Genomic DNA, 24,185 nt, shown 5'->3' with positions numbered 1-24,185 from the left:
CGGCCTGCTGGAGGCCGGACGCGGCAGCCCGCGTGATCCGTGCGGCGGCGAAACCGCCGGACGGGGCCAGTGCGGGGCGTCGCGGCAGGCCACGAGGAAACGGAAAGTAGATTCCTCGGTCGCGCGCAAGCGGTTGTGTGGAAGCTGGTTGCACGCGGTGCGCTCTCTCGGAATGACAGATTGGGGAGTGCGGCCGGCGATTCAGGGGGTTCCTACGCACCCGGCTTGGTCAAGCAGTTTCTGTCATTCCGAGGCCCGGCCACACTGCAATCAGAAGAATGCGCCACAGGTTGCAGGGCCGAGGAATCTACCGTCGGCCTGCTGGAGGCCGGATGCGGTAGCCCGCGCCAGACGTGCGGCGGCGAAACAGCCGGACGGGGCCAGTGCGGGGCGTCGCGGCAGGCCACGAGGAAACGGAAAGTAGATTCCTCGGTCGCGCGCAAGCGGTTGTGTGGCCGCTGTTTGCACGTGGTGCGCTCCCTCGGAATGACAGATTGGGCGTGTGGCCAGTGCCGTGGGGCGGGCTTCACGGCCTGGAGCCGGCCCCGCGGTTCTGCCGGCGAGGTCCTTCGGTCGGCGCCATGGCTTTTTCGTACCTGCAGACGGAGGAGCGGCGCCTCCCTCAGGAAGTCAATCACGGGGTCAGGTTCAGCAACACCCTCTCAGCAAGTCAATAAGGATTGCTTTGGGCGATGAGGCGCGGACGGGCAGAATCGTCGAAAAGGCTTGCGCCGCCGGCATCTTCTCATGACCTTTTGCTCGATCGACCGTCTGTTTACGAGCGCACCGCACGCGTTGGGCGGAGCGGGACGGGACAACTGACCAACCGAATCGAAAGCACATGATGCACACGCTGCGGTGGCGGTGGGCGGGGCTGGCCCTTGTCGCGATGTGGGCGCTGGCCGCCTGCACGGGGGACCCTGCAACGGTCGAGGAGGGCCCGCCCAGCGGCCCCGGCGCGAACGACGGCCTTGCCGGCGCCTACCAGATGAAGATGTATCGCGGCCATCCCGTTCCGTACTTCGACTTCCGCACGCAGGAGCAGGTGCGGTCGAGCACGCTGAACCTGGACGGCGCGGGCGCCTTTGTCGAAGTGATCAACAACGGCATTTACATCGACAGCCTGCAGGGCACCTACACCCGCGCGGCCGACAGCGTCGTGCTCCGTGAGGCCAGCGGCGGCGGCGAGCGGGTGCTGAACCACCAGTCGGGCGTGCTGCGCGGCGGGACGGCGCCGGCCGAGGTGGCCTACGTGCGGCAGGGCGACACCGTCCCCGCCGAGTACCGGCTGCGCGGCTTCAGCCTGCGCAGCTGCGGCGGGCACACGCCCACGGCCCTCGAGCCCTGCCGCGGCCCGGGGTACTACACCTACTCCGGCTCGCTGTGGCTGTCGGACGCGGGCCGCTTTTACCGCTCCGAGACCGGCGTGGGCGCCACCGTGCGCTCGTCCGGCACCTACAACATGGTGTCCCTGGACAGCCTGGTGTTCTCCTCCGCCGAGTACGGCTGGAGCACCCACGGCGTCCTTCGCGCCGACACCCTTACCACGGGCACCTTCGTGTACGTGGCGCTCGGGCGCTGACCTGGATTTGCGCGCGCTGGAGCCGCGCATCGGCGGCCGCGGGTTGCTCCGCGGCCGCCGATGCGCTTTTTTGCTCTCCACGGCCGCGCGGACGCGGTCCCGCCGCGGCGGAGAGCCTGATCCCGATCCACCGAGGCCGCCCCCCTCTCTCGACCCCGAGCGCAATGGCGAACCTGGAAAGCGTCACGTGGCAGGTGCAGGTGGGCGACGCGGCCACCACGGCCGTCTACGAGCCGTCCGATGCGGGCCCGCGGGTCGTCTTCGTCTGCGCGCACGGCGCGGGCGGCAACATGGCGGACCGGGGGATGGTGGCCGTGTGCGACGCGCTGCGGGCGCGCGGCATCTCCACCGTCCGCTTCAACTTCCTGTACAAGGAAAAAGGCTCCGGCCGCCCCGACCCCATGCCGCGGCTGATGGAAACCGTCTCCGCCGTGGTCGCGCACGTTCGCGATGAGCTGAAGCCGCAGACGCTGATCATCGGTGGGCGGTCGATGGGGGGGCGGGCGGCGTCCATGCTGGCGGCGGAGGGCTTCGCCTGCGACGGGCTGCTGCTGCTGGCGTATCCGCTGCACCCCGCGGGACAGCCGGAAAAGCTGCGCGACGCGCACCTGCCCTCCATCCAGGTGCCCGTCCTGTGCTTCAACGGCACCCGCGACGAGCTGTGCCAGCCCGAGCTGATGGAGCAGGTCCTGCAGCGCGTGGGCCCCAACTGGCGGATGCACTGGCTGCAGGCCGCCGACCACAGCTTTCACGTCCTCAAGAAGTCCGGCCGCACCGACGCCGAGGTGCTGGACGAAGTCGCGGACGATGCACGGGCGTGGGTTGCCGCCCTCGGTGGCGGCGCGTCCTGACCGCCGCTGGCCCCGAGATCGAAAGGAGAGCCGTCATGTGCCGCAACATCAAGGTGCTCGCCAACTTCGAGCCGCCGGCCACGGAAGACGAGGTCCGCGCCGCCGCGCTGCAGTTCGTCCGCAAGATCAGCGGAACCACGCGCCCCTCCCGCGCCAACGAGGAGGCGTTCGAGCGCGCCGTGGACGAGATCACCGAGTCCGCCCGGCGCCTGATCGAGTCCATGGAGACGAAGGCCGCCCCGCGCGACCGTGACGAAGAAGCGCGCAAGGCCCGCGAGCGCTCCGCCCGCCGCTTCGCCTGACCCGGGCTGCGAAAGACCGCGGGTGTGGCCACTCGCTGTCATTCTGAGGAAGGCGCCGCCCCGGTCCGTTCTGGAACGCCCCGCAGTCCTGTGCGCCGCCCGAAGAATCTCCGTCGGAAACGGGCGGCCCCTCGCCCAGGACCGTCGGCCCACACCGCCATGATCTCCCCATGAGCCCTGCCTTTCCGCGCCTCGCCTCTCCGCTTCTCGCGCTGGCGCTGACGGCCTGCGCCGGCGCGGCATCCACCGCCCCCCCGCCGGCGGATGCGTCCGCGCCGCAAGCGGCCGCATCCCAGGCCGACATCCTGGCCGCGCAGCGCGACTGGTGGCGCGCGTTCACGGTGGCGGACACCGCGTACCTGCGGGCCCACACCGCGCCGGCGTTTTCCATCACGCTCAGCAGCGGGCGCACCTACGACCTCGCGGGGATGCTCGCCGAGGCCGCCACCCACGTCAATGGCGCCGGGCTGGACGTGCGGTGGGCGGAAGAGACGGTGCCGCTCGCCACGCCGTCGTCCGTGGTCGCCACCGGCCGCGTCACCGAAACCGCCGGGGGCACGTCCCACGTCTACCGCTACCTGACGGTGCTGGAGCGCGGCCCGGCGGGATGGCGCGCGGCGGCGGCTCAGAGCACCCGCGAGCTCGTGTTCACCCCGCGGGTGCCGCCCGCCGTGTCGGGCCCGCTGGCCGACTACGCGGGCGGCTACCGCACGCCCCGCGGCGCCACGCTGCGGGTGGTGGTGCGCGACTCCCTGCTGGGCCTCGTGGAGCCTTCGGGGCAGGAGCTTCCCATGGAGCCGGTCGGGCCGGCGCTCTTCGAGTTCCGCGACCTGTCGCTCTCCAACGGCATCGTGCGCTTCGTGTTCACGCGCGACGCCGGCGGCCGGGTCACGGCCATGTCCCGGCTGGTCCCCGGCCAGGTGAGCACCTTTCCGCGCGTCCCCTGACAACAACACCTTCAAGGTACAGAGGAACAGAGTCAAACAGAGAAAGCGAGTGGAAGCATGATCTCGTTTCCTCTGTCTGACTCTGTTCCTCTGTACGATTATTCTTTTTCAGGATCTGGGTGAGCCAAGTCTTTTGGGGAGTCGGCAGGATACCGCCGGTCCGGAGCACGAAAAAACACGCCGGCCGCCGCGGAATCGCTCCGCGGCGGCCGGCGTGTTCATCTGCCTGAATCAGGTGCCTACCGGGCGGCGGCCAGCTGCTCCACCGCGCCGGCCAGCATGTGCACCTTGGCCGCGTCGGCCGCGCCGCGGGCATCGCCGTGCAGCTGCGTGGCCAGCTGCGTGAGCGCCGTGCGGCGCGCCGCGCCGGACGCGCCCTCGGCCCGCTGCAGCGCCTGGCGGACCGCCGTGATGCGCGCCGCGGCCAGGCCGTTGCCGCGCTCCAGCTGGTCCACGTAGGCGCGGGCCAGCGCAAAGCTCGCCGGCCACACGATCTGCGGCTGCCCCTGCGCGTTCAGGTACTCCCAGCGCACCGTCTTGGCCGCGTCGATCTCGTTCTGCGACAGGTGCGCGCTGGGCGTAAGCTCCAGCACGTCCAGCCCGCGCGAGATCTCGGAGCTCACGATCACCCCGTTGTACCAGTACGCCGACCACGAGCCGCCGGCCGCCATGCGGGTGCTGTCCGCCGGGCCGCGGTCGAAGAAGGCGATCTCGCGCGGGTTGCGCGGGTCGGTCCAGTCGAAGACCGAGATGCCGCCCTGGTACCACGACTGCACCATCACGTCGCGGCCGGGGATGGGGATGAGCGAGCCGTTGTGCGCCACGCAGTTCTCCTGCGCCGTCTGCGGCGCCGGGAGCTTGTAGTAGCTCTGGAACTGCAGGTCGCGGCGGTTGGAGATGGTGAAGATGGCGTCCGCGCCCCATTCCCTGGGGTCCGTGGCGCGGCACTTGGGCTGCCCGCCGCCGCCCCACTCGTCGCTGAACAGCACCTTGCTGCCGTCGTTGTTGAACGTGGCCGAGTGCCAGTACGAGAAGTTGCTGTCGGCCACCGCCGCGATGCGCACCGGGTTGGCCGGGTCGCGGATGTCCAGCAGGAAGCCGTACCCCTCGCACGCGCCGCCGGCCAGGCCGATGGCCGGGAACACCGTGATGTCGTGGCACTGCGTGGGGCCCGGCCGCTGCCGCTCGCCGCCGCCCTCGCCGAACATCCGCGCGATGATGCCCTGCAGCGCCGGGCGCAGCGCAGCGCTGTCGGCCACCGTGGGCCGGCCCGTGCCGCCGCGGGCCTTCATGATGCTGTCCAGCAGCGGGTTGATGATGTTGCCCGGCACCACCCGCTCCGTCCCGAACACCGTGGCCGTGTACTCGCCCCGGGCGCGGGCCGCGGCGGCCGCGCGCGCGGCGGCGGCGGCGTCCGCGGGGGCCTCGCCGTGGCGCGGCGGGGCCGTGAGGTCGTTGAAGATGCGCGGCGAGCTGACGATGGCCGCGCGCTCCGGGTGCGCCACCGGCACGCGGATCACCTCGATGCGGAACAGCGACGAGTTGGGGTCCTGCGAGGGCGGCGCGTTCACGCACCCCGGCAGCTCGCTGGGCGAGCGCACGCCGGCCGAGCCGCTGATGTAGACGTAGACGTTCTCGGGGTCGCGCGGGTCGGCCAGCACCGTGTGCGTGTGCGAGCCGCGGCACGTCTGCACGTTGCCCACGTTGCGCGGGTTGCGGATGTCGCTGATGTCGAAGATGCGCAGGCCGCGCAGCCGCTCGGTGCTCACCGTGTCCTGCACGCCCTGCGTGCCGCAGTCCAGGCGCCCCGTCAGCCCCTCGCCCGAGACGAAGAGCAGGTTCTTGTAGACCGACACGTCACTCTGCGAGGCGGGGCACACGTAGCCGGCCGCCAGCGAGGGCGCGCTGGGATTGGAGATGTCCCAGATCATCCAGCCGTTGTAGTTGCCCTGGATGGCGTAGTTGCCGCTGAATGCCAGGTCGCTGCTGGTGGCGTTGGCGAACGGCGCCGCGGGCTGCGACTTCGACAGCACGCGCATGTTCCACACGGCCTCGGCCGCGTCGTAGCGGCCGGCGCGCAGCCCCACGCGCGGGTCGGTGGAGTTGCCCTGGGCGGCCGCCGGCGCGTGCAGCGCCGCGGCCGAGAGCACCAGCGCAAGCGACAGCGTCGCCCGCCGGGCGGTGGAGCGCACCCGCGAATCGCGGGGCGGGGAACTGGATGCCATGGAAGCTTCCTTGGATCGGGTGGAGGGGGCAAACATCAGGGTCACGGCGCGGCGGCGCCAAAGGTAAGGTCGGCCAGCATCCGCTGCATCCGCGCGATCTCGGTCTCCTGGTCCACGTTGACGTCGGAGGCGAACTTGAACACCGTCTCGTCCTGCCCGGCGCCCCAGCTGCCGAACAGCTCGCGCACCATGGCGGTGGCCCCGCCGTGGTGCTGGATCATGAAGCTCAGGAACAGCCGGTCGAACTCGGCGCCGGTCGACTGCTCCAGCCGCGCCATCTGCTCCGGGGTCAGCATTCCCGGCATCAGCCCGTGCGCGCCGTGGTCCGCCCCCGCCTGGCCGGCGGCGCCGTGGTTCATGGATCCGTGGTCCATGGCCGCGTGCGCCTCGGGAACGGGCTGGCCGCGGTCGCGCAGCCACGTCTGCATGGTGGCGATCTCGTCCTGCTGCGCGCTGATGATGCGCTGCGCCAGGGTGCGCACCGAGCTGGCCTGGGCGCGGTCGGGCGCCAGGCGCGACATCTGGACGGCCTGCGCGTGGTGGCCGATCATCGCCGTCATGAAGCGCACGTCCGCCTGCGTCCAGCGCGCCGTGTCGGTGGACGTGATCGTCCCGCCGTGGCTGTGGCCGTGGCCGCCGGTGGGGTGCGGAAGCGTGGCCTGCGCCGCCGCCGGGCGCGCGCCGCCGCAGGCCGCCGCGGCCAGCACGGCCAGCAGCGCGCCGAGGGAACGGGTGTGCGAACGGGTCATCTCAGTGCCTTCTCCCGCGGCGCCACGGAGCGCGCCGCATGCGGTGAACCGGGTACGATCCGCGCGCCGGGGCCAGAACGCAAGCCCCCGCACCCCTTTCGGCCGGAATGCGAAAAATTTCGCACCCCCGGCGCGGGGCCGGGCGCGCACCGCGTTCGGCGCTCCCATCGCGCGCGGATGTGCCGCATCGTATTTTGCGGGGGCGGCCCGGGTTCATCAACCCCGCCGTCCGGCCATCCTCCTCCGCGCCTCGCCGCCGGTCCTGCGGCCGGCGGTGCGGGGGAGAGCCTCACTGGTACGTGAAAGTGCGGCCCCTGGTTCCCCAGACGACGATTCCGTGACGCCCGCCGCCGACGATCCGCCCCTTTCCACCCTGGCTCCCGACGTGGCCGCGCCCGCCCCGCCGGCGGTTCCGCCCCCTGCCGCCCAGCCCTCCGGGCGGCGGCGCTACGACCGCTCCATCATCGAGGGCCCGCTGCCGCCGGCCGTGTGGAAGCTGGCGTGGCCGACGATGCTGACGAACATCTTCGGCGGGCTGCAGGGGATCGTGGACCACGTGCTGGTGGGGCGCCTGGTGGGCTTTACGGGCAACGCGGGGATCGGGGTGGCCAACCAGATCTGGATCGTGGTCATCGTCTTCATCATGTCCGTGTTCACGGGGATGAGCGTCCTCGTCGCGCGCTTCGTGGGCGCGGGGGACGAGGAAAAGGCCGACCGCACCGTCTACCAGGCGTTCCTCACGGCGGCGGGGATCTCGGTGGGCATCCTGGCGCCGATCGGCTGGTTCGCGGCGCCGGTGCTGCTGCGGCTGGTGAACGCCACCCCCGAGGTACAGGCCGAGGCGCTGCCCTTTCTGCGCGTCTCCATGCTGTTCAGCAGCGGCATGCTGATCTTCTTCATGGTCAGCGGCGCCCTGCGCGCGGCGGGCGACGCGCGGACGCCCATGCGGCTGGGCATCGCCCTTACCCTGCTGAACATCGTCTTCAACATCGTCTTCATCCGCGGGCTGGGGCCCATTCCCGCGTTCGGCACGGTGGGCGCGGCCATGGGCACGGCCACGGCGTCGGTGCTGCTGGGGGCGTACGCCGTGTGGAAGCTGTGGCACGGGGGATGGGTGGTCTCGTTTCCCCGCGGCAAGGGGTGGGGGCCGGACTGGGCCATCATCCGCTCGCTCTTTCGCTTTGGCCTGCCGGCGGGGATCCAGGGGATCGCCATGAACATCGGCGGGCTGCTGCTGCTGGCGTACATCGGCTCGCTGGCGCAGAGCGCGGCGGCGCAGGCGGCGTACGCGGTGTCGTACGGGCAGCTCTTCTCGCTCATTACCTGGACGTCGGTGGGGCTGATGGGCGCCGCGGCGGCCGTCGCCGGGCAGAACCTGGGCGCCGGGCACCCCGACCGGGCGGAGCAGGCGGTGCACGTGGCGGCGCGCATCGCGGTGATGGGCGCGGGAACGCTGGGGCTTCTGTTCATGTTCATCCCCCGGCAGCTGCTGGCGGTGTTCGGCATGGACGAGCCCGGCGTGGTGGAGATCGGGGTGCAGCTGCTGCGCGTGCTCAGCGTGTCGGGGCTGATGATCGCCGTGGCGCTGACGTATACCGGCGGGCTGCAGGGTACGGGGGATACCAAGAGCCCGCTGTACATCTCCATCATCTCGCAGGTGCTCATCCCGCTGGGCATCTGCTTCGTGCTGCAGAGCCTCGGCACGCTGCAGCCGCTGCACATCTGGCTGGCGATCCTGGCGGGCCACACCACGCGCTGCGCCCTTTCCGTCATCCGCTTTCGCCAGGGCCGCTGGCGCACCATCGCGGTCGACATCGCGCGCTGAGCGCGAGAAAAGATTGGCCTCACACAGAGTCAGCAGAGTCAACAGAGTTTGCCCTCTGCTGACTCTGCTGACTCTGTGTGAGGCCTCTTTCTTTGGGAGATGCGGATCGATGCGGAATGGAGGGTTGCTGCATTTGTTAGAGAACTGTACTATATGCGGGATGGCGTAGCCGCCGTCCTCCTCTGCCGCACCAGCCGCCCGGAAATCGATGAAGAAGACCCTGCTTTCCCTCGCTGCCGTCCTGGCGCTCGCCTCGGCCTGTGCGCCGAACGGTGAGCACGCCCCGGTGCAGGCCGGCCCGCCCATGGCCACCGCGACCGCGACCGCGGCCGCCGGCGCGCTGCCGACGACGGACACCTCGTTCTATCCGTCGTGGTCGCGGGGCGCGTCCATGTACGAGGTGAACGTGCGGCAGTACACGCCCGAGGGGACCTTTGCGGCGCTGGAGCGGCACCTGCCGCGGCTGCGGGGAATGGGCGTCGACATCCTGTGGCTGATGCCGGTGCAGCCCATCGGCGTGGCGGGGCGCAAGGGCGGGCTGGGCAGCTACTACTCCATCCGCGACTACACCGCCATCAACCCCGAGCACGGCACCGAGGCCGACTTCAAGCGCTTCGTGAACGCCGCGCACGCACAGGGAATGCGGGTGATCCTGGACTGGGTGGCCAACCACACCGCGCACGACCACGCCTGGATCAGCGAGCACCCCACCTGGCACGACCGCGCGCCCGACGGCCGCGTGCTGAACGCGCGCGACAACGAGGGGCGTGAAACCGACTGGACGGACGTGGCCGAGCTCAACTACGCCAGCGCCGACATGCGCCGCGCGATGATCGGCGAGATGCGCTGGTGGCTCACCGAGATGGGGATCGACGGGTTTCGCTCGGACGTGGCGGGCGGGGTGCCCATGGACTTCTGGATGGAGGCCAACGGCGCGCTGCGGGCCGTGAAGCCCGACCTCTTTCTGCTGGCCGAGGCCGAGTCGCCGCAGATGCACCAGGCCTTCCACATGACCTACGGGTGGGAGCTTCACCACCTGATGAACGAGATCGCGCAGGGCAAGAAGGGCACGGCCGAGCTGGACCGCTACTTCGCGCGGCAGGACAGCGCCTACGGCCGCGGCGCGTATCGCATGTACTTTACCAGCAACCACGACGAGAACAGCTGGCAGGGCACCGAGTTCGAGCGGATGGGCGCCAACCACCTTCCCTCGTTCGTGCTGAGCGCCACCGTGCAGAACTCCATGCCGCTGATCTACACCGGGCAGGAAGTGAGCATGAACAAGCGGCTGCGCTTCTTCGAGAAGGACACGGTGGACTGGAACGGCCCCTCGCTGGCCCCTTTCTACACGGCCATGCTGGACCTGAAGGAGCGCCAGCCCGCGCTGTGGAACGGCCCCTGGGGCGGCGCGCAGACCACGCTGCAGACGAACGGCGGCGACCGCGTCTACGCCTTCACCCGGACGAAGGGGGCCAACACCGTCCTCGTGGCCGTCAACTTTGGCGACGCACCGGTGCGCGCGGGGTACCAGGGGCTGGGCCAGCCGGGCGCGTACACCGACTGGTTCAGCAAGGCGTCAGTCTCCCTTGGCGCGGCGGGAAGCCTGGACATCCCCGCGAACGGCTACCGCGTGCTGGTGCGGTAGAAGCTTCTCCGCGGCGGCCGTACGAGAGCGCCCCGCATCCGGAGCTTCCGGATGCGGGGCGTCTTTGCATCTCCCTCGCGTAATACTAGATCCGAAAAAGAATAATCGTACAGAGGAACAGAGTCAGACAGAGGAAACGAGATCATGCTTCCACTCGCTTTCTCTGTTTGACTCTGTTCCTCTGTACCCAAAGGTGTTGTTTTTCCGGATCTGGTCTAAAACCAGTCGCCGTTCGCAAAGGCAACGGAGTCACCAAACTCCGCGAACTCCGTTGACTCCGTGTGAGGCCAATCTGTTTCAACACCCGGCCGACCGGATGAAAGCCGGCGATCAGCGCTCGTAGAACGCCGGCGGCTCGATGCCCAGGGCGCGCAGGTACACGTAGCCCTGCCCGCGGTGGTGGATCTCGTTGTCGATGGCGTACAGGAGCTGTTCGTACACCTTGCCGGGGTACTGGCCAAACGCCACGACGTGCTCCTGGAACTGCTCGGCGGGCATCTGCGCCCACATCCGGTTGATGTCTTCGGTGGACTGGTCCCACTGCCGCAGGATCTCGTCCTTGGGCAGTTCCTCATGGTCCCACGACGCGTTCCACTCGCCCGTCAGCACGCCGTGCAGCATGGGCGCCGCAATGGTGAGCATCTCCATCACCAGGATTCCGAACGGGCGCATTCCGCCGATCGAATACGTGAACAGCTGGTCTTCTGGGAACGCCTCGATCAGGCGCCGGGTCAGGCGGCGGTGCCCCTGCCAGTGCTCCAGCAGGGCTTCGGGGGTGATGGCGACGGCGGCTGCGGGCGATGCTGTGGTCACTGCGCACCTCGTGGGTTGGGGTGGCGATGGTCGCGATGGTCCCGGAATCCGCATTCGGGATTCGTTCGGGACGCGGGCCGAAGTTACCCATCCCGCTCCGCCCGCGCAATCCCTTCGTAAACCTTGCCTCCGTGCGCGGAATCCAGCTACTTGCCTGGGCCGTGACGGATACCGGAAGCCCGGTGCATCTCCTCTTGAGAACGGACAGCGATCCATCCTGCTGGTGGTCCATCGTGCTGCTGCTGGGGATCACGAACGTGGTGCGGAAAGGGAATCAACCAGATCATCAGGGGGCTGGAATCCATCGACCAGCGCCTCGCCTCGCAGTACGCAAAGGGGCTGGACGCCAGGCCGGTGGAATGACGATCGCGGGAACCCGCGGCGCCCCATCCGCATTCAGGGGATGATCGACGTCGCACCGGAGATCCCCCTGAGCTGAATCCCACGCCATGGAAACAGGAGCCACGACCCCCATCGCCCCCGCCGGCGAGCCACGGCTGTACGGCGACCTTGCCGCGTGGTGGCCGCTGATGTCGCCGCCGGAGGATTACGTGGAAGAAGCCGCGTTCTACCAGCAGACGCTGCTGGACGCGGCCGATAGCCCGCCGCGCACCGTGCTTGAGCTGGGGAGCGGCGGCGGCAACAACGCGTCGCACCTCAAGGCGCGGTTCGCCATGACGCTGGTCGATCCCTCGCCGGGGATGCTGCGGGTGAGCCGCGCCCTGAACCCCGAGTGCGAGCACGTGCAGGGCGACATGCGCACCGTGCGGCTGGGGCGCCAGTTCGACGCCGTGTTCGTGCACGACGCCGTGTGCTACATGACGAACGAGGCGGACCTGCGGCGGGCGATGGAGACGGCGTTCGTGCACTGCCGCCCTGGCGGCGTGGCGCTTTTCTGCCCCGACCACGTACGCGAGAACTTCGTCGGCGGCACCGAGCACGGCGGCGAGGACGGGGAGGGGCGGGGGATGCGCTACATGATGTGGACGTGGGACCCGGACCCGGCGGACGGCACGTACACGGTGGATTTTGCGTACCTGCTGCGCGAGGCGGACGGCTCGGTGCGGGTGGAGCACGATCGCCACGTGGAAGGCCTGTTCAGCCGCGCCGACTGGCTGCGCCTGCTCGCGGAGGCCGGCTTCGAGCCGCGCGCCGTCCCCTTTGACCACTCCGAGGTCGACTACGCCGCCGAGGTCTTCGTCGGCCGCAAGCCGGGGTGATCCATTGATCCAGCCAGGCCAGCGATGATTTCCTGAGGGAGCGCACCACCTGTAATCAGAAGCCACACAATCGGTTGCGCGCGACCGAAGGATCTCCTCTCCGCCTGCAGGGGGCTGGCTTCGGGACGTAGAGCCGGCCTCCGGGAGCGAGTGAACTCGCCGCAACGACAGCGGAAAGCCTCGCAAACTGCGCGAGGCTTCAACAGCACGTTGCAGCGTGCGTGCGCGCAGACCCGTCGGCGAAGGCCGACATCGCGTTGTCCCAGCCGCGAATTCATTCGCTTGGGCGACCGCGCGAGGCTTCAACGGCACACCGCGGTGTGCGTGCGGCGCAAACCCGTCGGCGAAGGCCGACGTCGCGTTGTCCCAGCCGCGAATTCATTCGCCTGGATGGCCGCGCGCGGCTTCAACGGCGCACTGCGGTATGCGTGCGCGCAGACCCGTCGGCGAAGGCCGGCATCGCGTTGTCCCGGCCGCGAATTCATTCGCTTGGGCGGCCTGCGCGAGGCTTCAACGGCGCACCGCGGTGTGCGTGCGGCGCAGACCCGTCGGTGGAGCCCGCCGGTGAACGAATCCCGGCGGGCTCCAGGAGCATCGGCGGCCTGGCGCGGCTCCTCTACCGCGAAGACCTGATCCGCAGAATGAACACATCTCCTGACTTCGGATGGGAGCCGGGGGAGATCGGCGGACTCCGCTCGAATCCGCTCAGAACCGGATGCTCACCACCAGTCCGGGCGAAGCGGATATCACGGTGGGGGCGATGGAAAGGCCGCCCGGTGTGGGCGCATCGCTCCAGCGCTCACGCGGGAACAACGCGCCAGCCACCGCTCCGCCCAGTGCACCGCCAACCACGCCTATCATGATGTTCTCGCCGGTAGAGTAGTTGTCGTTCTTCAAGGACGTAAGGCTGTACGTCACACCGGTGCCGATGCCCGCGGCGGCGCCCAGCCCCGCGCTAATTGCCCGGCTCGTGCCCAGGCTCACGTACGTCCGTCGCACCGCGGCCCGCGGTACGCGAACGGGAGTGGCGCCGGGGCTCAACTCTACCGACAGCGTCGTCGAGTCGGCTGCGACCAGTGTACCGCGAACCTCCCGTCCCCTGACGCCCTCCACCGGCTGCCGCGGCGCGAGATGCAGCATCACGCGCTGGCCCGGCTGCGGCGGCTGGGTCTGCGCCGCGACGGGCGCGGCGCACGCGAGGATGGCGGCGAGTGCAAGGGCAGACATGATCGAACGCATTTAACGCTCCCGTGAGGGATGATGGAGAAACCAGCGGATTGCCACGTCGTGAGCAAGTCTCGAACCCCCAATAATGACTCGAATTATCTCTTTTGCAGGCCGGGAGATACGAGATCGATCCGCCTTTGCGACCGCCGACGCGCCGGGCACATCTGTTCCATCGGATGGACACAGTGTACCAGCCGCGGCCCAATGACGGCATCGCTCACCGCCACCGTCTCTCAGCCCGAAAGCGCTCCGCGAGGCGCCGTCGATCTGGCCTGAGCAGTTGCAGCGTTGAAGGCGAGTGGAACATGTTGCCGCCGTATTGATCTAGTGATATATATCTAGACATCGCGCTGCCAACCTTTCCAGGGTGTCGCGCATCTGAGGGCCGACTGCTGGAGCGGCCCACGCGCATCCAACCTCGACCCGCTGGTCAAACGCATGCCCACCTGCCGCACCTCCGCCACATCCTTTGCCCTTCTGCTGGCGCTCGCCGCGCCGGCCGCCGCGCAGAACGGCGGCGCGCACGCCACCCGCCCCACGCCCCAGGTGCAGGCCGTGGAGCGCACCGCCCCCATCGTCATGGACGGCAGGCTGGACGAGGCCGTGTGGCAGACACCGGCCCCCGCCACCGACTTCATCCAGTATGAGCCGGACGAAGGGAAGCCGGCCACCCAGCGCACCGAGGTGCGCCTGGCCTGGGACGCCGAGGCGCTGTACGTGGGCGCACGGATGTACGACTCGGCGGGCGCGGCCGGGGTGCGCACCCGCCTGGCCCGCCGCGACCAGAGCACCGAGTCGGACTACCTGGAGCTGACCTTCGACACCTACCACGACCACACCGGCCGCACCGTCTTCCGGGTCAACCCGTCCAGCGTGAAGTACGACGCCGGGCAGGCGCAGGCCAGCGCGGACCCCTCGTGGGACCCGGTGTGGGTGGCGCAGACGCACATCGACTCGCTGGGGTGGACGGCGGAGCTCCGGATTCCCTTCAGCCAGCTGCGCTTTCCCCGCGACAGCGTGCAGACCTGGGGAATGCAGGTGTTCCGCTACCTGCAGCGGCGCAACGAGCTGAGCATGTGGAGCCCGTGGGGGCGCAGCGAGCAGGGCGGCGCGCCCCTGTACGGCCACGTGGCGGGGCTGCGCGCGCCCCGCAACCGCGGGCGCATGGAACTGCTGCCGTACGTGCTGAGCCGCGCCAGCTACGTGTCGCCCACGCAGCCGGGAAGCCCCTTCCAGAGCGGCCGGGACTACGGCGTGCGGGCGGGGGTGGACGTGCGCTACCAGCTCAGCTCCACGCTGCAACTGGACGCCACCATCAACCCCGACTTCGGGCAGGTGGAGGTGGATCCCGCGGTGGTGAACCTGTCGGCCTTCGAGACCTCGTTCGCCGAGCGGCGGCCCTTCTTCGTGGAGGGGGGCGGCCTGTTCGGCTTTGGCGGGGCGTCGTGCTTCAACTGCGCCAACCTGTCGTCCACCTCGCTCTTCTACTCGCGCCGCATCGGCCGGTCGCCGCAGGGCGTGGTCACGCAGGGGGGCGCGCAGTACGTCCACACCCCGGAGAACAGCGCCATCCTGGGCGCCGCCAAGGTCACCGGGCGCACGCGCGGCGGGCTGCAGGTGGGGATTCTGGAGGCGGTGACCCGCAGCGAGCGGGCGCTGGTGCAGGACACGCTGGGCGGGCGGTTGACGGAGGAGGTGGAGCCCGCCACCAACTACTTCGTGGGCCGCCTGCGCCGCAACTACCGCGGCGGCAACGCCACCGTGGGCGCCATGGCCACCTCGGTGCTGCGCTGGTTCGACTCGCCCGCGCTGGAGACGCGCCTTCCCTCGCACGCCGAAGCGGTGGGCGTCGACGGAGAGCTGTGGTGGGGAAACCGCACCTACCACCTGATGGGCAACCTGGCCCTTTCCAACACCTCCGGCGACTCGCTGGCCATCCGCCGGCTGCAGACCGCGTCCGCCCGCTACTTTCAGCGCCCGGACCGGGTGAGCGGGGGCAACGGCATCTTCAGCGACGCGCTGGACCCCGGCGCCACCGCGCTGCGCGGCTACACCGGCTACCTGCGCATGGCCAAGGACGCGGGCACCTGGCAGTGGGAGACGTCCGTCAACTCCCGCAGCCCCGGCTTCGAGGTGAACGACGCCAGCCTGCTGAACCGCTCGGACTTCACCTGGCTGCTGGCCAACGTCATGCGCCGGTGGAACCGGCCTACGGGGGTGTACCGCTGGTGGCAGGGCATCGTGGGCGCCGAGTGGCAGTACAACTACGACGGCGACCTGACGGCGGCGCAGCTGCACGCGTTTACGGGCGGCCAGCTTCCCAACTACTGGGACGTGGCCTTCTACACCCAGCTGCACCCCCAGGTGAGCGACGACCGCCTGACCCGCGGCGGTCCGGTGGTGCGCCGGGCCGCCGAGGCCCTGCTGCACGCGCGGATGAGCACCGACGCGCGCAGGAAGGTGGTGTTCTCCATCAGCGGCGACTACATCGCCGACCGGGACGGCGGCGGCTATCAGGGAATTTCGGGGACGATGCGCTTCAAGCCCGCGCCCAACGTGCAGCTTACGCTGGGGCCGGCGTACAGCCACCGGCACAATACGCAGCAGTTCGTGCTGCGGCGCGACGACGCCACCGCCACCCACTTCTCCGGGCAGCGGGCGCTGGTCTCGGACCTGTCGCAGCACCAGTTCTCCATGAACACGCGGCTCAACTGGACGTTCACCCCCACGCTTACGCTGGAGCTGTTCGCGCAGCCGTTCGTGTTCGCCGGCGACTACTCGAAGTTCAAGGAGTTCACCGGGCCGCGCACCACGGAGAAGATGGTGTACGGGCAGGACTTCGGCACCCTCTGCTTTGACGCGGGCACCAACCGGTACACGGCGGACCCCGTGGGGAACTGCGCGGTGGATGCGCAGCGGTCGGCGCAGGCGTTCTCGTTCGGCAACCCGGACCTGAACGTGCGCTCGCTGCGCGGCAACGCGGTGCTGCGCTGGGAGTACCGGCCCGGATCCACCCTCTTCCTGGTGTGGCAGCAGCAGCGCGCCGGCTCCGAAATCTTTGGCGACTTCGACTTCGGGCGCGACACGGACGCCATCTTTCAGCAGCGCCCCGACAACATCTTCGTCATCAAGGCCAGCTACTGGATCGGCCGGTAAAAAGACGAAAAGCCTTGCCAGACGGCGCGCGGGAGAGAACACTATGTTCCCCGTGGCAGGCGCCGCCGTGAATGCGGCGCCGCGGCCCGGCTCCCACCGCTTCTCTGGATACGGATGATCGACCTGCGCCTGGACCGCTCGGCACCCATGCCCCTGTACCACCAGATCGTCCAGGCGCTGCGCTGGAAGATCGGGACGGGCGCGCTGCGCCCCGGAGAGCCGCTTCCCCCCATCCGCGAGGCCGCCGAGCTGTGGAAGGTGAACTACCACACCGTGCGGCGCGCCTACCACGAGCTGGCGTCGCAGGGGTGGGTAGAGTCGGTGCAGGGCTCGGGGACGCAGGTGTCCGCCGCGCTTCCCGCGGACGCCGTGGTGGGCGGCGACGACGAGGTGGGGCCGTGGGTGGACCAGATGCTGGCCGCGGCCAAGGCGCGCTTCGGCCTCTCGGCCGAGGGCTTGGCGGCGCTGGTGCGCGAGCGGGGCCGCGTGCTGCGCGTGGTGATGGTGGAGTGCAACGACCACCAGAGCACCTTCCTGGCGCAGCAGCTGGAGCAGGCGTGGCCGGTGGAGGCCATTCCCTGGTCGCTGCACCGCGACCAGGCGCCGCCGCAGCTTCCCATCATCGGCACCTACTTTCACCACTCCGAGATGAAGGCCATGTGGCCGGAGCGCATCGGCGACATGCACTTCGTCACGCTGCACCTGGACCCGGCGCTCAAGGAGCGTGTGGAGACGGTGGCCCGGCGGCGCGGCGCGCACGTGCTGCGGCTGGTGGAGCGCGACCCCGCCACGGCGCAGCAGATGGCGGCCAGCGTGTCGGGGCTGCTTTCGCCCTGGCTGCAGGTGCGGCCGCTGGTGGGCGATCCGGACGAGGTGGTGGGAACGCTGGCGCCCGACGAGCTGCTGCTGGTGGCCCCGCGCCTGTGGGACGGCGTGCGCCCCGAGACGCGCGCGGACGAGCGGGTGTTCGACGTGCGCTACGTGGTGGTGCCCGACGACCTGCGGCGCGTGTGGCGGTCGCTGGGCCGCGCCACGGCGCACGCGGGCCAGCGATCCGGCGAGTAGCTCCGTCCGGTTCCCGTGAGGCCGCCGGCGTGCCGATATGGGAATCGTTGCGGATCGGTATCGCCGGACGCGACGACGGGTCGCGAGGCCACCGCAGGGGCCCGGCGAATGAATTCGCGGCTGGGAAAACGCGATGTCCGCCTGCGCGGACGGTGACCGCCGGTGCCGGGCGCGGCGAAAGAGCCACGAGCAGCAGACGGTAGATTCCTCGGTCACGCGCAGGGTCCCGGGTTTGGATGGTTCGGCGCGGAGCTCCCCCGGAATGACAATCTGGAGTGTGCGGCACGCGAAGCCCCGCGCAGTTTGCGGGGCTTTCCGCTGTTCCAGCCGCGGGTTCACCCGCCCGGGATAGAACCCCGCCCGACGCGTAATCCGGCTGCGCCACGCCGTCGGCCAGATTTCGCCGCACCCCGGCAATGGCGAATGAATTCGCTGCAACAAACACACGAAGTCCGCCTTCGCGGGCTGGCGGCGCCGGAGTAGCGGCGGGCTCGGTGCACGTGGCTGTCTCGTGAGGAGCCGGCCCCACGAAGCCCCGCGCAGTTTGCGGGGCTTTCCGCGGTCGTTGCGGCGAGCTTACTCGCTCCCGGGATGATGCCGGCCGACGACGCCCCCATGCTCCGCACGCCATTCCGTGCGCGTGACGTTTCGGGGCGTGCGGCACGCGAAGCCCCGCGCCGTTTGCGGGGCTTCGCGCTTTTCCAGCCGCGGGTTCACCCGCCCGGGATAGAACCCCGCCCGACGCGTAATCCGGCTGCGCCACGCCGTCGGCCAGATTTCGCCGCACCCTGGTAATGGCGAATGAATTCGCTGCAACAAACACACAAAGTCCGCCTTCGCGGGCTGGCGGCGCCGGAGTAGCGGCGGGCTCGGTGCACGTGGCGGGCTTGTGAGGAGCCGGCCCCACGAAGCCCCGCGCAGTTTGCGGGGCTTTCCGCGGTCGTTGCGGCGAGTTTACTCGCTTCCGGCCAAGCCGGGGTTGACAGCCATGCGCCCGTCCATCTAACCTCCATGCGTGCGGGAAACGGTTCCCGGCGCCCAACCCTGAGTCTACGATGCGCGCTTTCTTCTCCGCGGCTTGTTGTTGTCCCTGCGCCTCTCCCCCGGGAGAGTCGGACGGACGCGTGCGCGCGGTGGCGAACGCATAGGTCGAGGGGCACGAGCCCCCTGATCGGTCCTCCGGCCCTCCCACGCGGGAGGGCCTTTTTGTTGTCCGGAATCCGCCTCCGCTCCTATATCACCCGTTGCTGATCCGATGACCGCGCCGCGTACCGCCGCCTGTTGTTGCCGTAGATGCCGCCCGCCCCCGGGAGATTCCGGGGTGTGCGCGTCCCCGTGGCGCGCCACCTGACGACGATCCGGCCGCGTGCCGGCCCTTCGCAACCGGCTCTCTCCCCGCGAGAGAGCCGGTTTTTCGTTTCTATCGACCGAAATGCGTGATCTGATGACCACCGTGGGACTGATTCTGAACCTGGGCGTGTTCGCCCTGGCGCTGGCGTGGCTGGCCCGGCGCCAGCGGGGCGGGGCGCCGCTTTCGGGGACCGTGCTGGTCGCGCTGCTGCTGGGCGTGGTGGCGGGCGCGGCGCTGCAGGGCATCTACGGCCACGACCACCCGGCGGTGCGCGGCACCATCGAGTGGATTGGCCTGGTGGGCGGCGGCTACGTGCGGCTGCTGCAGATGATCGTGATGCCGCTGGTGCTGGTCTCCATCCTGTCCGCCGTCACCCGGCTGGACGACGCGCGGGCGCTGGGCCGCATCAGCGCGGGCGTGCTGGGCGTGCTGATGCTGACCACCGCCGTCTCGGCAGTGATCGGCATCGGGGTGGCGCGGGCGTTCGGGCTGACCGCGCAGGGGCTGGTGCGCGGCGCGCGCGAGCTGGAGCGCGGCGCCGCCATCGAGGCCAGCGCGGGCGAGGTGGCGGGGCTGGACGTGCCGCAGCTGCTGCTTTCCTTCATCCCCACCAACCCGTTCGCGGACCTGACCGGCGCGCGCCCCACCAGCATCATCGCGGTGGTGGTGTTCGCCAGCCTGCTGGGGATCGCGGCGCTGGGGCTGCGGCGCGACAGCCCCGAGGCGGGGGAGCGGGTGATCGCCGCCATCGACGCCCTGCAGAAGCTGGTGATGCGGCTGGTGCGGATGGTGGTGCGGCTGACGCCCTACGGCGTGCTGGCGCTGATGACGCGCGTGGTGGCCACCAGCAACCCGCAGGACATCCTGGGCCTGATCCGCTTCGTGCTGGCGTCGTACGTGGGCTTGGCGCTGATCCTGGTGGCGCACGCGCTGCTGCTGGCGCTGGCGGGGATCGACCCGCTGCGGCACTACCGGAAGGTGTGGCCGGTGCTGAGCTTTGCCTTCAGCTCGCGCAGCAGCGCGGCCACCATCCCGCTGAACGTGGACGCGCAGGTGAGCCGGCTGGGCGTGTCGCCCGCCATCGCCAACTTCGCGGCCAGCTTTGGCGCCACCATCGGGCAGAACGGGTGCGCGGGGCTGTACCCCGCCATGCTGGCGGTGATGATCGCGCCCAGCGTGGGTATCGACCCTACCTCGCTGCCCTTCCTGGCGACGCTGGTGCTGGTGGTGACGCTGGGCTCGTTCGGCATCGCGGGGGTGGGCGGCGGGGCCACCTTCGCGGCGATCCTGGTGCTTTCCACGCTGGACCTGCCGGTGGCCCTGGCGGGGCTGCTGATCTCCATCGAGCCGCTGATCGACATGGGCCGCACGGCCGTCAACGTGGGCGGCGCCATGACCGCCGGCGCCGTCACCAGCCGCGTCCTGGGCGAAACGGACCTCGCCGTCTTTGCGTCCGACGCCGATTCGGGCTCCGTACCGGCGGGCATCGTGCCGGCGGTGTGAGAGTGTGTTTAAGAATCCCTGCGCTCGCGCCCGTATGTCATTTCGAAGGAGGCGCCACACCGCACCATCGGTTCGCACGAAATCCTGCGCGCCGACTGAGAAATCTACTGTCTGCTGCTGGTGCCCCGCTGCACCGCTCCGGGCTTGGCCCTGTCCGCCCGTGTCGTAGCCGCGAAGCAAGTAAGGGCTACCGCGTCTGCCCTCCAGCAATCCGACAGTAGATTCCTCGGCCCTGCAACCTCTGGTGTGAAAGCAGGCTGCGGCGTGGCCGGGCCTCGGAATGACAGCGCTGGTAGATCTGCCTGGATGCGCAGCGTCGGATTCTTAAACACGCTCTGATGAAATGGTGGAGGAATTGACTTCCTGAGAGAGGCGCCGCGCTGATCAGTCCCAGGCGGCAGCCCCTGCGCGCCGACCCAAGGACCTCGCCGGCAGAACCGTGGGGCCGGCTTCACGTCGCGAAGCCAGCCCCATAGCCGGGCGGACGAGGTCCTTCGGTCGCGCGCAGGTGATTGTGTGGCTTACGGTTTCGCGTAGTGCGCTCCCTCAGGAAGTCAATTCTCTTGTTTCTTGAGATTGATATGAAGCTCGGTCAGCGCTTCGCCTTTGCCGTGCGCAGGCCGGCCTTGCCGCCGGTGTCGGCCCAGAGGGCGCGCTCCACCATGGTGGGCGTCCACGCGGGGCCAATGCGGGCGGCGCGGTCGCGCAGGGCCTCGGAGTAGCGTGCGTATTCCTTGGGCGTGAACTTGACCTGCTCCATCCCCGGGATGCGCGCGGCGACCAGCTCGTCGAAGAACGGATACACCTCCGGCGCCGCGGCCGACGCCACGCCCGACGCCGTCGCCGGCCCCACGCCGGCGAGCTCCGCCAGCGTGGCGATGGGCGCGCTGGGATGCGGCACCTTCGCCAGCGCGGCGGCGCTGGTGCGCTCCACGAGCGCCGCGTCGTTGCCGCGCACCAGGGCCAGGTTGCGCGCCCGCCACACGCCGCGCGCCATCTTCCACTCCGTCAGCCTTACCAGCTCCGCGTGCGTGACGTGCGCCTGCGTTCGCGCGGCGATGGCGGCGGGAAGCTCGTCGCGGTACCAGCGGTCCAGCTCCGGCAGCCGCGCCACGCCCTGCTCCTCGACCACTGCCTCATAGCGCGCCAGCGCCTCGCGCCACGCGTCCTCCGCGTCCGCCGTCCACAGGTTCGTCATCGATCGAGTGGGGGATGAATAGAACGGATGTCTCGCCGCTTCATGTTGCGCTCCGAGAGGCTTCGGCGCGAGGGGCGGGCGCCCCCTCCGGGCTCGCATTACTCGCCCACCTCCCCCAAAACTGCTGGGGGAGGTTGGGTGTCGGCTGGGAGTGGGAGGATCGTCGAAGGCATCGGCTTTCACTGCGGGGCGCCGTACCCGCTCCGTCGCACCGGGTCCTGGGGCGCTTCGGCAGGCACTTCCCGAAGGGCGATCGAATTCTCCCCCTCTCCCGCGCAGCGGGGGGAGGGGGCTCCGTCTGACGCAGTTCGATGTACGTCGCCGAGTCCTTATCCCCCGCGGTACCAAACGCTACGGGGCAGCGGTCGCCGCGCTCGCCGCTGTCGCCGCCTGACCGCCCGCGAACGGCCGGGCGACGGTCATGTGGTAGACGGGCTGCTGGTCTTCCATCATCACGTGCAGCGCGCGCTGGTCGCGCATGGCGGCGATGGCGCGGCCCAGCTCGGCCTGCAGCACCTTGGCGTGCTCCTTTCCCACCTCCTCCAGCATCTCCACCTCGATCTCGCCGCCCTCCAGCGCGGCCGGCACCGCAAACCGCTCGTGCGATACGTCGATGGTGGTGCCGAACTCGTGTGCGCTCACCGTCTGCGAGGCGTACGAGTTGATGCGGCGCAGCTCCGCCTGCGTCTCGTCGGTGCGCAGGGCCGAGGTGACCTTCATGCGGTAGCGGGGCAGCCCCAGCTGGTCCAGCCGCGCGTGAAAGTTCCTGCCCAGCTGCTCAAGCATGCCGCGCGCGTCGGGCGTAACGTACGGCACCGAGTGGTCCATGTCGCGCAGAATCCACCACTCGGTGCTGTCGCCCAGCGCGACCAGCCGCCCCTGCCGCACCAGCTGCGTGCGCTCGCCCTCGCCCGAGACGCGCATCCCCAGCCGCCGCGCGGTGGCGATCTGCTCGGCGTTCACGTCCAGGCGCAGGTTGCCCACCTCGCGCGCGCCCAGCGGTTTCGCGCGGCTGAACGCGGCACGCACGGAATCCACCCGCGCGGCCACGCGGGCCCGCAGCGCCGCGGAATCCGCCGCGGTCATCGGGGGCGGCGGCGGGGGCGGAGCCGCGGGACGCTGCGCCACCTGCGCCGGAGCCCTGGGCGCCTCCGCCGCGCTCGCCTCGTCACCGTCGCCGCCGGAGCAGCCGGCCAGCGACAGCACCCCGGCCAGCCCCAGCACCATCCACCTGCGCATATCCTGCATTCGCTTCTCCTTACGCGGTCCACGGAAAGAGCCGCGGAAGGGGCGAGATGCATGCCATCGCCGCTCTCGATCGAAAGTTCGACGTGCAGATCGGTTTAGCGCACACGGAGCCAGCGGAGCCGGCACGAGAAAACTCCGCTGACTCCGTTGACTCCATGTGAGCTCCCACCTGCTGCGCAGACCCTTGCTCACGGAACGTGGGCCAGGCAGTAGCGTCATCCGGCCTGCCGTTGCCGGCTGTTCCCTGTTCCCTGTTCCCTGTTCCCTGTTCCCTATTCCCTATTCCCTATTCGGAATGCAGGTGATCCGTCGCGCGGCGGGAGCAGCGGTCGATGTGCCGCCAGTTGTTCCAGCGCCGCAACATGCCTGGCCTGCCACAAATGTTCGGCAATATTCCTGACCGGGAGCCTTGCGCCGCGAACCCGCATCATCCACCCTTCACGGCGCCAGCCGAGCGCAGCCTGTCCCGTCCCGGAGCCGGATCAAAACCCATGAGCACGCACAAGCCCGAAGGCTACCCCACCGTTTCGCCCTACCTGATCGTGGGCGGCGCGGCGGAAACCATCGACTTCCTGAAGCGCGTCTTCGATGCGACGGAGCTGCGCCGGTTTGCCGCGGAGGGCGGCGGGGTGATGCACGCTGAGGTGCGCATCGGCGACTCGGTGGTCATGCTGGCGGACGGGGCGGAGGGATGGCCGCCGATCCCCTCGTACGTGCACGTGTACGTCCCCGACGTGGACGACACGTACCGCCGCGCGCTGGAGGCGGGGGCCACCTCGGTGCAGGAGCCGGTGCAGAAGGACGACGAGGACAAGCGCGGCGGCGTAAAGGACGCCGGCGGCACCACCTGGTGGATCGCGACGCGGGTGGGGTGAGGCGCGGGTAAGGCGGGGTCAGGGATCGGCGAAGGAGATCGAACTGGCACCGGGGGAGGGCCCCTCCCCCCGCGGAGCGGGAGAAAGGGGAGAATTCGGTCCCGCTTCGGCGAGGTCCGATTGCGCCCGCCGGCGCCCCCTCCGGGCTCGCATTACTCGCCCACCTCCCCCAAAACTGCTGGGGGAGGTTGGTGTTGCCGAGGGTGGTGGAGGTTCGACGACAGGTATCGAGCTGGTGCCGGGCGGAGGGCCCCTCCCCCGGCCCCTCCCCGCTCGTTCCTCGCGGAGAGGGGGGAATTCGATCCCGCTTCGGCGAGGTCCGATTGCGCCCGCCGGCGCCCCCTCCGGGCTCGCATTACTCGCCCACCTCCCCCAAAACTGCTGGGGGAGGTTGGTGTTGCCG

Annotated in this window: 17 protein-coding genes; 11 read left to right on the top strand and 6 right to left on the bottom strand. The window is 69.9% G+C overall.

Annotated elements, in window-relative coordinates; genetic code table 11:
* Positions 1-841 precede the first annotated feature (841 nt).
* The 4 genes from VGC13_RS02580 to VGC13_RS02565 all read left to right on the top strand — a co-directional run bounded on the left by VGC13_RS02580 (position 842) and on the right by VGC13_RS02565 (position 3,682).
* Positions 842-1,582: a hypothetical protein gene (locus VGC13_RS02580; protein WP_331123635.1), complete on the top strand. Its 741-nt coding sequence runs from the start codon at positions 842-844 to the stop codon at positions 1,580-1,582.
* Between the two features lie 164 nt (positions 1,583-1,746).
* Positions 1,747-2,433 carry an alpha/beta family hydrolase gene (locus VGC13_RS02575; protein ID WP_331123634.1) on the top strand — a complete coding sequence of 229 codons (687 nt, stop codon included), beginning with the start codon at positions 1,747-1,749 and terminating at the stop codon, positions 2,431-2,433.
* A gap of 35 nt (positions 2,434-2,468) precedes the next feature.
* The gene (locus VGC13_RS02570) at positions 2,469-2,735 is read left to right on the top strand and encodes a DUF2277 domain-containing protein (protein WP_331123633.1); all 267 of its coding nucleotides are present in this window, start codon (positions 2,469-2,471) and stop codon (positions 2,733-2,735) included.
* 170 nt (positions 2,736-2,905) lie between these two features.
* On the top strand, positions 2,906-3,682 hold the full coding sequence (locus tag VGC13_RS02565) for a DUF4440 domain-containing protein (protein WP_331123632.1): 777 nt from the start codon (positions 2,906-2,908) through the stop codon (positions 3,680-3,682).
* Positions 3,683-3,921: 239 nt separating this feature from the next.
* Here VGC13_RS02565 and VGC13_RS02560 read toward each other — a convergent pair whose 3' ends face one another.
* Together VGC13_RS02560 and VGC13_RS02555 are read right to left on the bottom strand one after the other, a co-directional pair.
* Positions 3,922-5,907: a hypothetical protein gene (locus VGC13_RS02560; protein WP_331123631.1), complete on the bottom strand. Its 1,986-nt coding sequence runs from the start codon at positions 5,905-5,907 to the stop codon at positions 3,922-3,924.
* A gap of 41 nt (positions 5,908-5,948) precedes the next feature.
* Positions 5,949-6,656 (bottom strand): DUF305 domain-containing protein, encoded by a 708-nt coding sequence (locus VGC13_RS02555; protein ID WP_331123630.1) that lies wholly within the window; start codon positions 6,654-6,656, stop codon positions 5,949-5,951.
* A gap of 337 nt (positions 6,657-6,993) precedes the next feature.
* Between VGC13_RS02555 and VGC13_RS02550 the strand changes: the two genes are divergently transcribed.
* Both VGC13_RS02550 and VGC13_RS02545 read left to right on the top strand, forming a co-directional pair.
* Positions 6,994-8,481, top strand: coding sequence for an MATE family efflux transporter (locus tag VGC13_RS02550; protein WP_331123629.1), 1,488 nt, complete (start codon positions 6,994-6,996; stop codon positions 8,479-8,481).
* A 208-nt stretch (positions 8,482-8,689) separates the two neighbouring features.
* A complete protein-coding gene (locus VGC13_RS02545; protein ID WP_331123628.1) occupies positions 8,690-10,126 on the top strand; it encodes an alpha-amylase family glycosyl hydrolase in 1,437 nt (478 codons plus the stop codon).
* A gap of 330 nt (positions 10,127-10,456) precedes the next feature.
* On the opposite strand, the gene VGC13_RS02540 is transcribed toward VGC13_RS02545, so the two are convergent.
* A complete protein-coding gene (locus tag VGC13_RS02540) occupies positions 10,457-10,939 on the bottom strand; it encodes a DinB family protein (RefSeq protein ID WP_331123627.1) in 483 nt (160 codons plus the stop codon).
* Positions 10,940-11,388: 449 nt separating this feature from the next.
* Here VGC13_RS02540 and VGC13_RS02535 point away from each other — a divergent pair, with 449 nt between their 5' ends.
* Positions 11,389-12,159, top strand: a complete 771-nt coding sequence (locus VGC13_RS02535; protein WP_331123626.1) for a class I SAM-dependent methyltransferase — start codon at positions 11,389-11,391, stop codon at positions 12,157-12,159.
* Between the two features lie 705 nt (positions 12,160-12,864).
* Here the strand turns inward: VGC13_RS02535 and VGC13_RS02530 are convergent.
* Positions 12,865-13,398: a hypothetical protein gene (locus tag VGC13_RS02530; protein WP_331123625.1), complete on the bottom strand. Its 534-nt coding sequence runs from the start codon at positions 13,396-13,398 to the stop codon at positions 12,865-12,867.
* A gap of 426 nt (positions 13,399-13,824) precedes the next feature.
* Between VGC13_RS02530 and VGC13_RS02525 the strand changes: the two genes are divergently transcribed.
* The 3 genes from VGC13_RS02525 to VGC13_RS02515 all read left to right on the top strand — a co-directional run bounded on the left by VGC13_RS02525 (position 13,825) and on the right by VGC13_RS02515 (position 20,461).
* Positions 13,825-16,542, top strand: coding sequence for a DUF5916 domain-containing protein (locus VGC13_RS02525; RefSeq protein ID WP_331123624.1), 2,718 nt, complete (start codon positions 13,825-13,827; stop codon positions 16,540-16,542).
* A gap of 114 nt (positions 16,543-16,656) precedes the next feature.
* On the top strand, positions 16,657-17,607 hold the full coding sequence (locus VGC13_RS02520; RefSeq protein ID WP_331123623.1) for a winged helix-turn-helix domain-containing protein: 951 nt from the start codon (positions 16,657-16,659) through the stop codon (positions 17,605-17,607).
* Between the two features lie 1,444 nt (positions 17,608-19,051).
* A complete protein-coding gene (locus VGC13_RS02515; protein ID WP_331123622.1) occupies positions 19,052-20,461 on the top strand; it encodes an L-cystine transporter in 1,410 nt (469 codons plus the stop codon).
* Positions 20,462-21,053: 592 nt separating this feature from the next.
* On the opposite strand, the gene VGC13_RS02510 is transcribed toward VGC13_RS02515, so the two are convergent.
* Positions 21,054-21,659 carry a hypothetical protein gene (locus VGC13_RS02510; protein ID WP_331123621.1) on the bottom strand — a complete coding sequence of 202 codons (606 nt, stop codon included), beginning with the start codon at positions 21,657-21,659 and terminating at the stop codon, positions 21,054-21,056.
* A 351-nt stretch (positions 21,660-22,010) separates the two neighbouring features.
* Positions 22,011-22,907: a DUF5715 family protein gene (locus VGC13_RS02505; protein WP_331123620.1), complete on the bottom strand. Its 897-nt coding sequence runs from the start codon at positions 22,905-22,907 to the stop codon at positions 22,011-22,013.
* Positions 22,908-23,398: 491 nt separating this feature from the next.
* Here VGC13_RS02505 and VGC13_RS02500 point away from each other — a divergent pair, with 491 nt between their 5' ends.
* Positions 23,399-23,782 carry a VOC family protein gene (locus VGC13_RS02500; RefSeq protein WP_331123619.1) on the top strand — a complete coding sequence of 128 codons (384 nt, stop codon included), beginning with the start codon at positions 23,399-23,401 and terminating at the stop codon, positions 23,780-23,782.
* The last annotated feature ends 403 nt before the right edge of the window (positions 23,783-24,185 follow it).

The sequence above is a fragment of the Longimicrobium sp. genome (genome assembly GCF_036399255.1).
Lineage (GTDB): Bacteria > Gemmatimonadota > Gemmatimonadetes > Longimicrobiales > Longimicrobiaceae > Longimicrobium.
The sequence above is the reverse complement of the archived record's forward strand: the minus strand, read 5'-3'. Positions and strand labels throughout refer to the sequence as shown.

What these genes read in the sequence shown, in the direction of transcription:
- VGC13_RS02580 (WP_331123635.1), top strand. Translation starts at nt 842, where the DNA reads ATGATGCACACGCTGCGGTGGCGGTGGGCGGGGCTGGCCCTTGTCGCG.
- VGC13_RS02575 (WP_331123634.1), top strand. Translation starts at nt 1,747, where the DNA reads ATGGCGAACCTGGAAAGCGTCACGTGGCAGGTGCAGGTGGGCGACGCG.
- VGC13_RS02570 (WP_331123633.1), top strand. Translation starts at nt 2,469, where the DNA reads ATGTGCCGCAACATCAAGGTGCTCGCCAACTTCGAGCCGCCGGCCACG.
- VGC13_RS02565 (WP_331123632.1), top strand. Translation starts at nt 2,906, where the DNA reads ATGAGCCCTGCCTTTCCGCGCCTCGCCTCTCCGCTTCTCGCGCTGGCG.
- VGC13_RS02560 (WP_331123631.1), bottom strand. Translation starts at nt 5,907, where the DNA reads ATGGCATCCAGTTCCCCGCCCCGCGATTCGCGGGTGCGCTCCACCGCC.
- VGC13_RS02555 (WP_331123630.1), bottom strand. Translation starts at nt 6,656, where the DNA reads ATGACCCGTTCGCACACCCGTTCCCTCGGCGCGCTGCTGGCCGTGCTG.
- VGC13_RS02545 (WP_331123628.1), top strand. Translation starts at nt 8,690, where the DNA reads ATGAAGAAGACCCTGCTTTCCCTCGCTGCCGTCCTGGCGCTCGCCTCG.
- VGC13_RS02535 (WP_331123626.1), top strand. Translation starts at nt 11,389, where the DNA reads ATGGAAACAGGAGCCACGACCCCCATCGCCCCCGCCGGCGAGCCACGG.
- VGC13_RS02530 (WP_331123625.1), bottom strand. Translation starts at nt 13,398, where the DNA reads ATGCGTTCGATCATGTCTGCCCTTGCACTCGCCGCCATCCTCGCGTGC.
- VGC13_RS02525 (WP_331123624.1), top strand. Translation starts at nt 13,825, where the DNA reads ATGCCCACCTGCCGCACCTCCGCCACATCCTTTGCCCTTCTGCTGGCG.
- VGC13_RS02520 (WP_331123623.1), top strand. Translation starts at nt 16,657, where the DNA reads ATGATCGACCTGCGCCTGGACCGCTCGGCACCCATGCCCCTGTACCAC.
- VGC13_RS02515 (WP_331123622.1), top strand. Translation starts at nt 19,052, where the DNA reads ATGACCACCGTGGGACTGATTCTGAACCTGGGCGTGTTCGCCCTGGCG.
- VGC13_RS02510 (WP_331123621.1), bottom strand. Translation starts at nt 21,659, where the DNA reads ATGACGAACCTGTGGACGGCGGACGCGGAGGACGCGTGGCGCGAGGCG.
- VGC13_RS02505 (WP_331123620.1), bottom strand. Translation starts at nt 22,907, where the DNA reads ATGCAGGATATGCGCAGGTGGATGGTGCTGGGGCTGGCCGGGGTGCTG.
- VGC13_RS02500 (WP_331123619.1), top strand. Translation starts at nt 23,399, where the DNA reads ATGAGCACGCACAAGCCCGAAGGCTACCCCACCGTTTCGCCCTACCTG.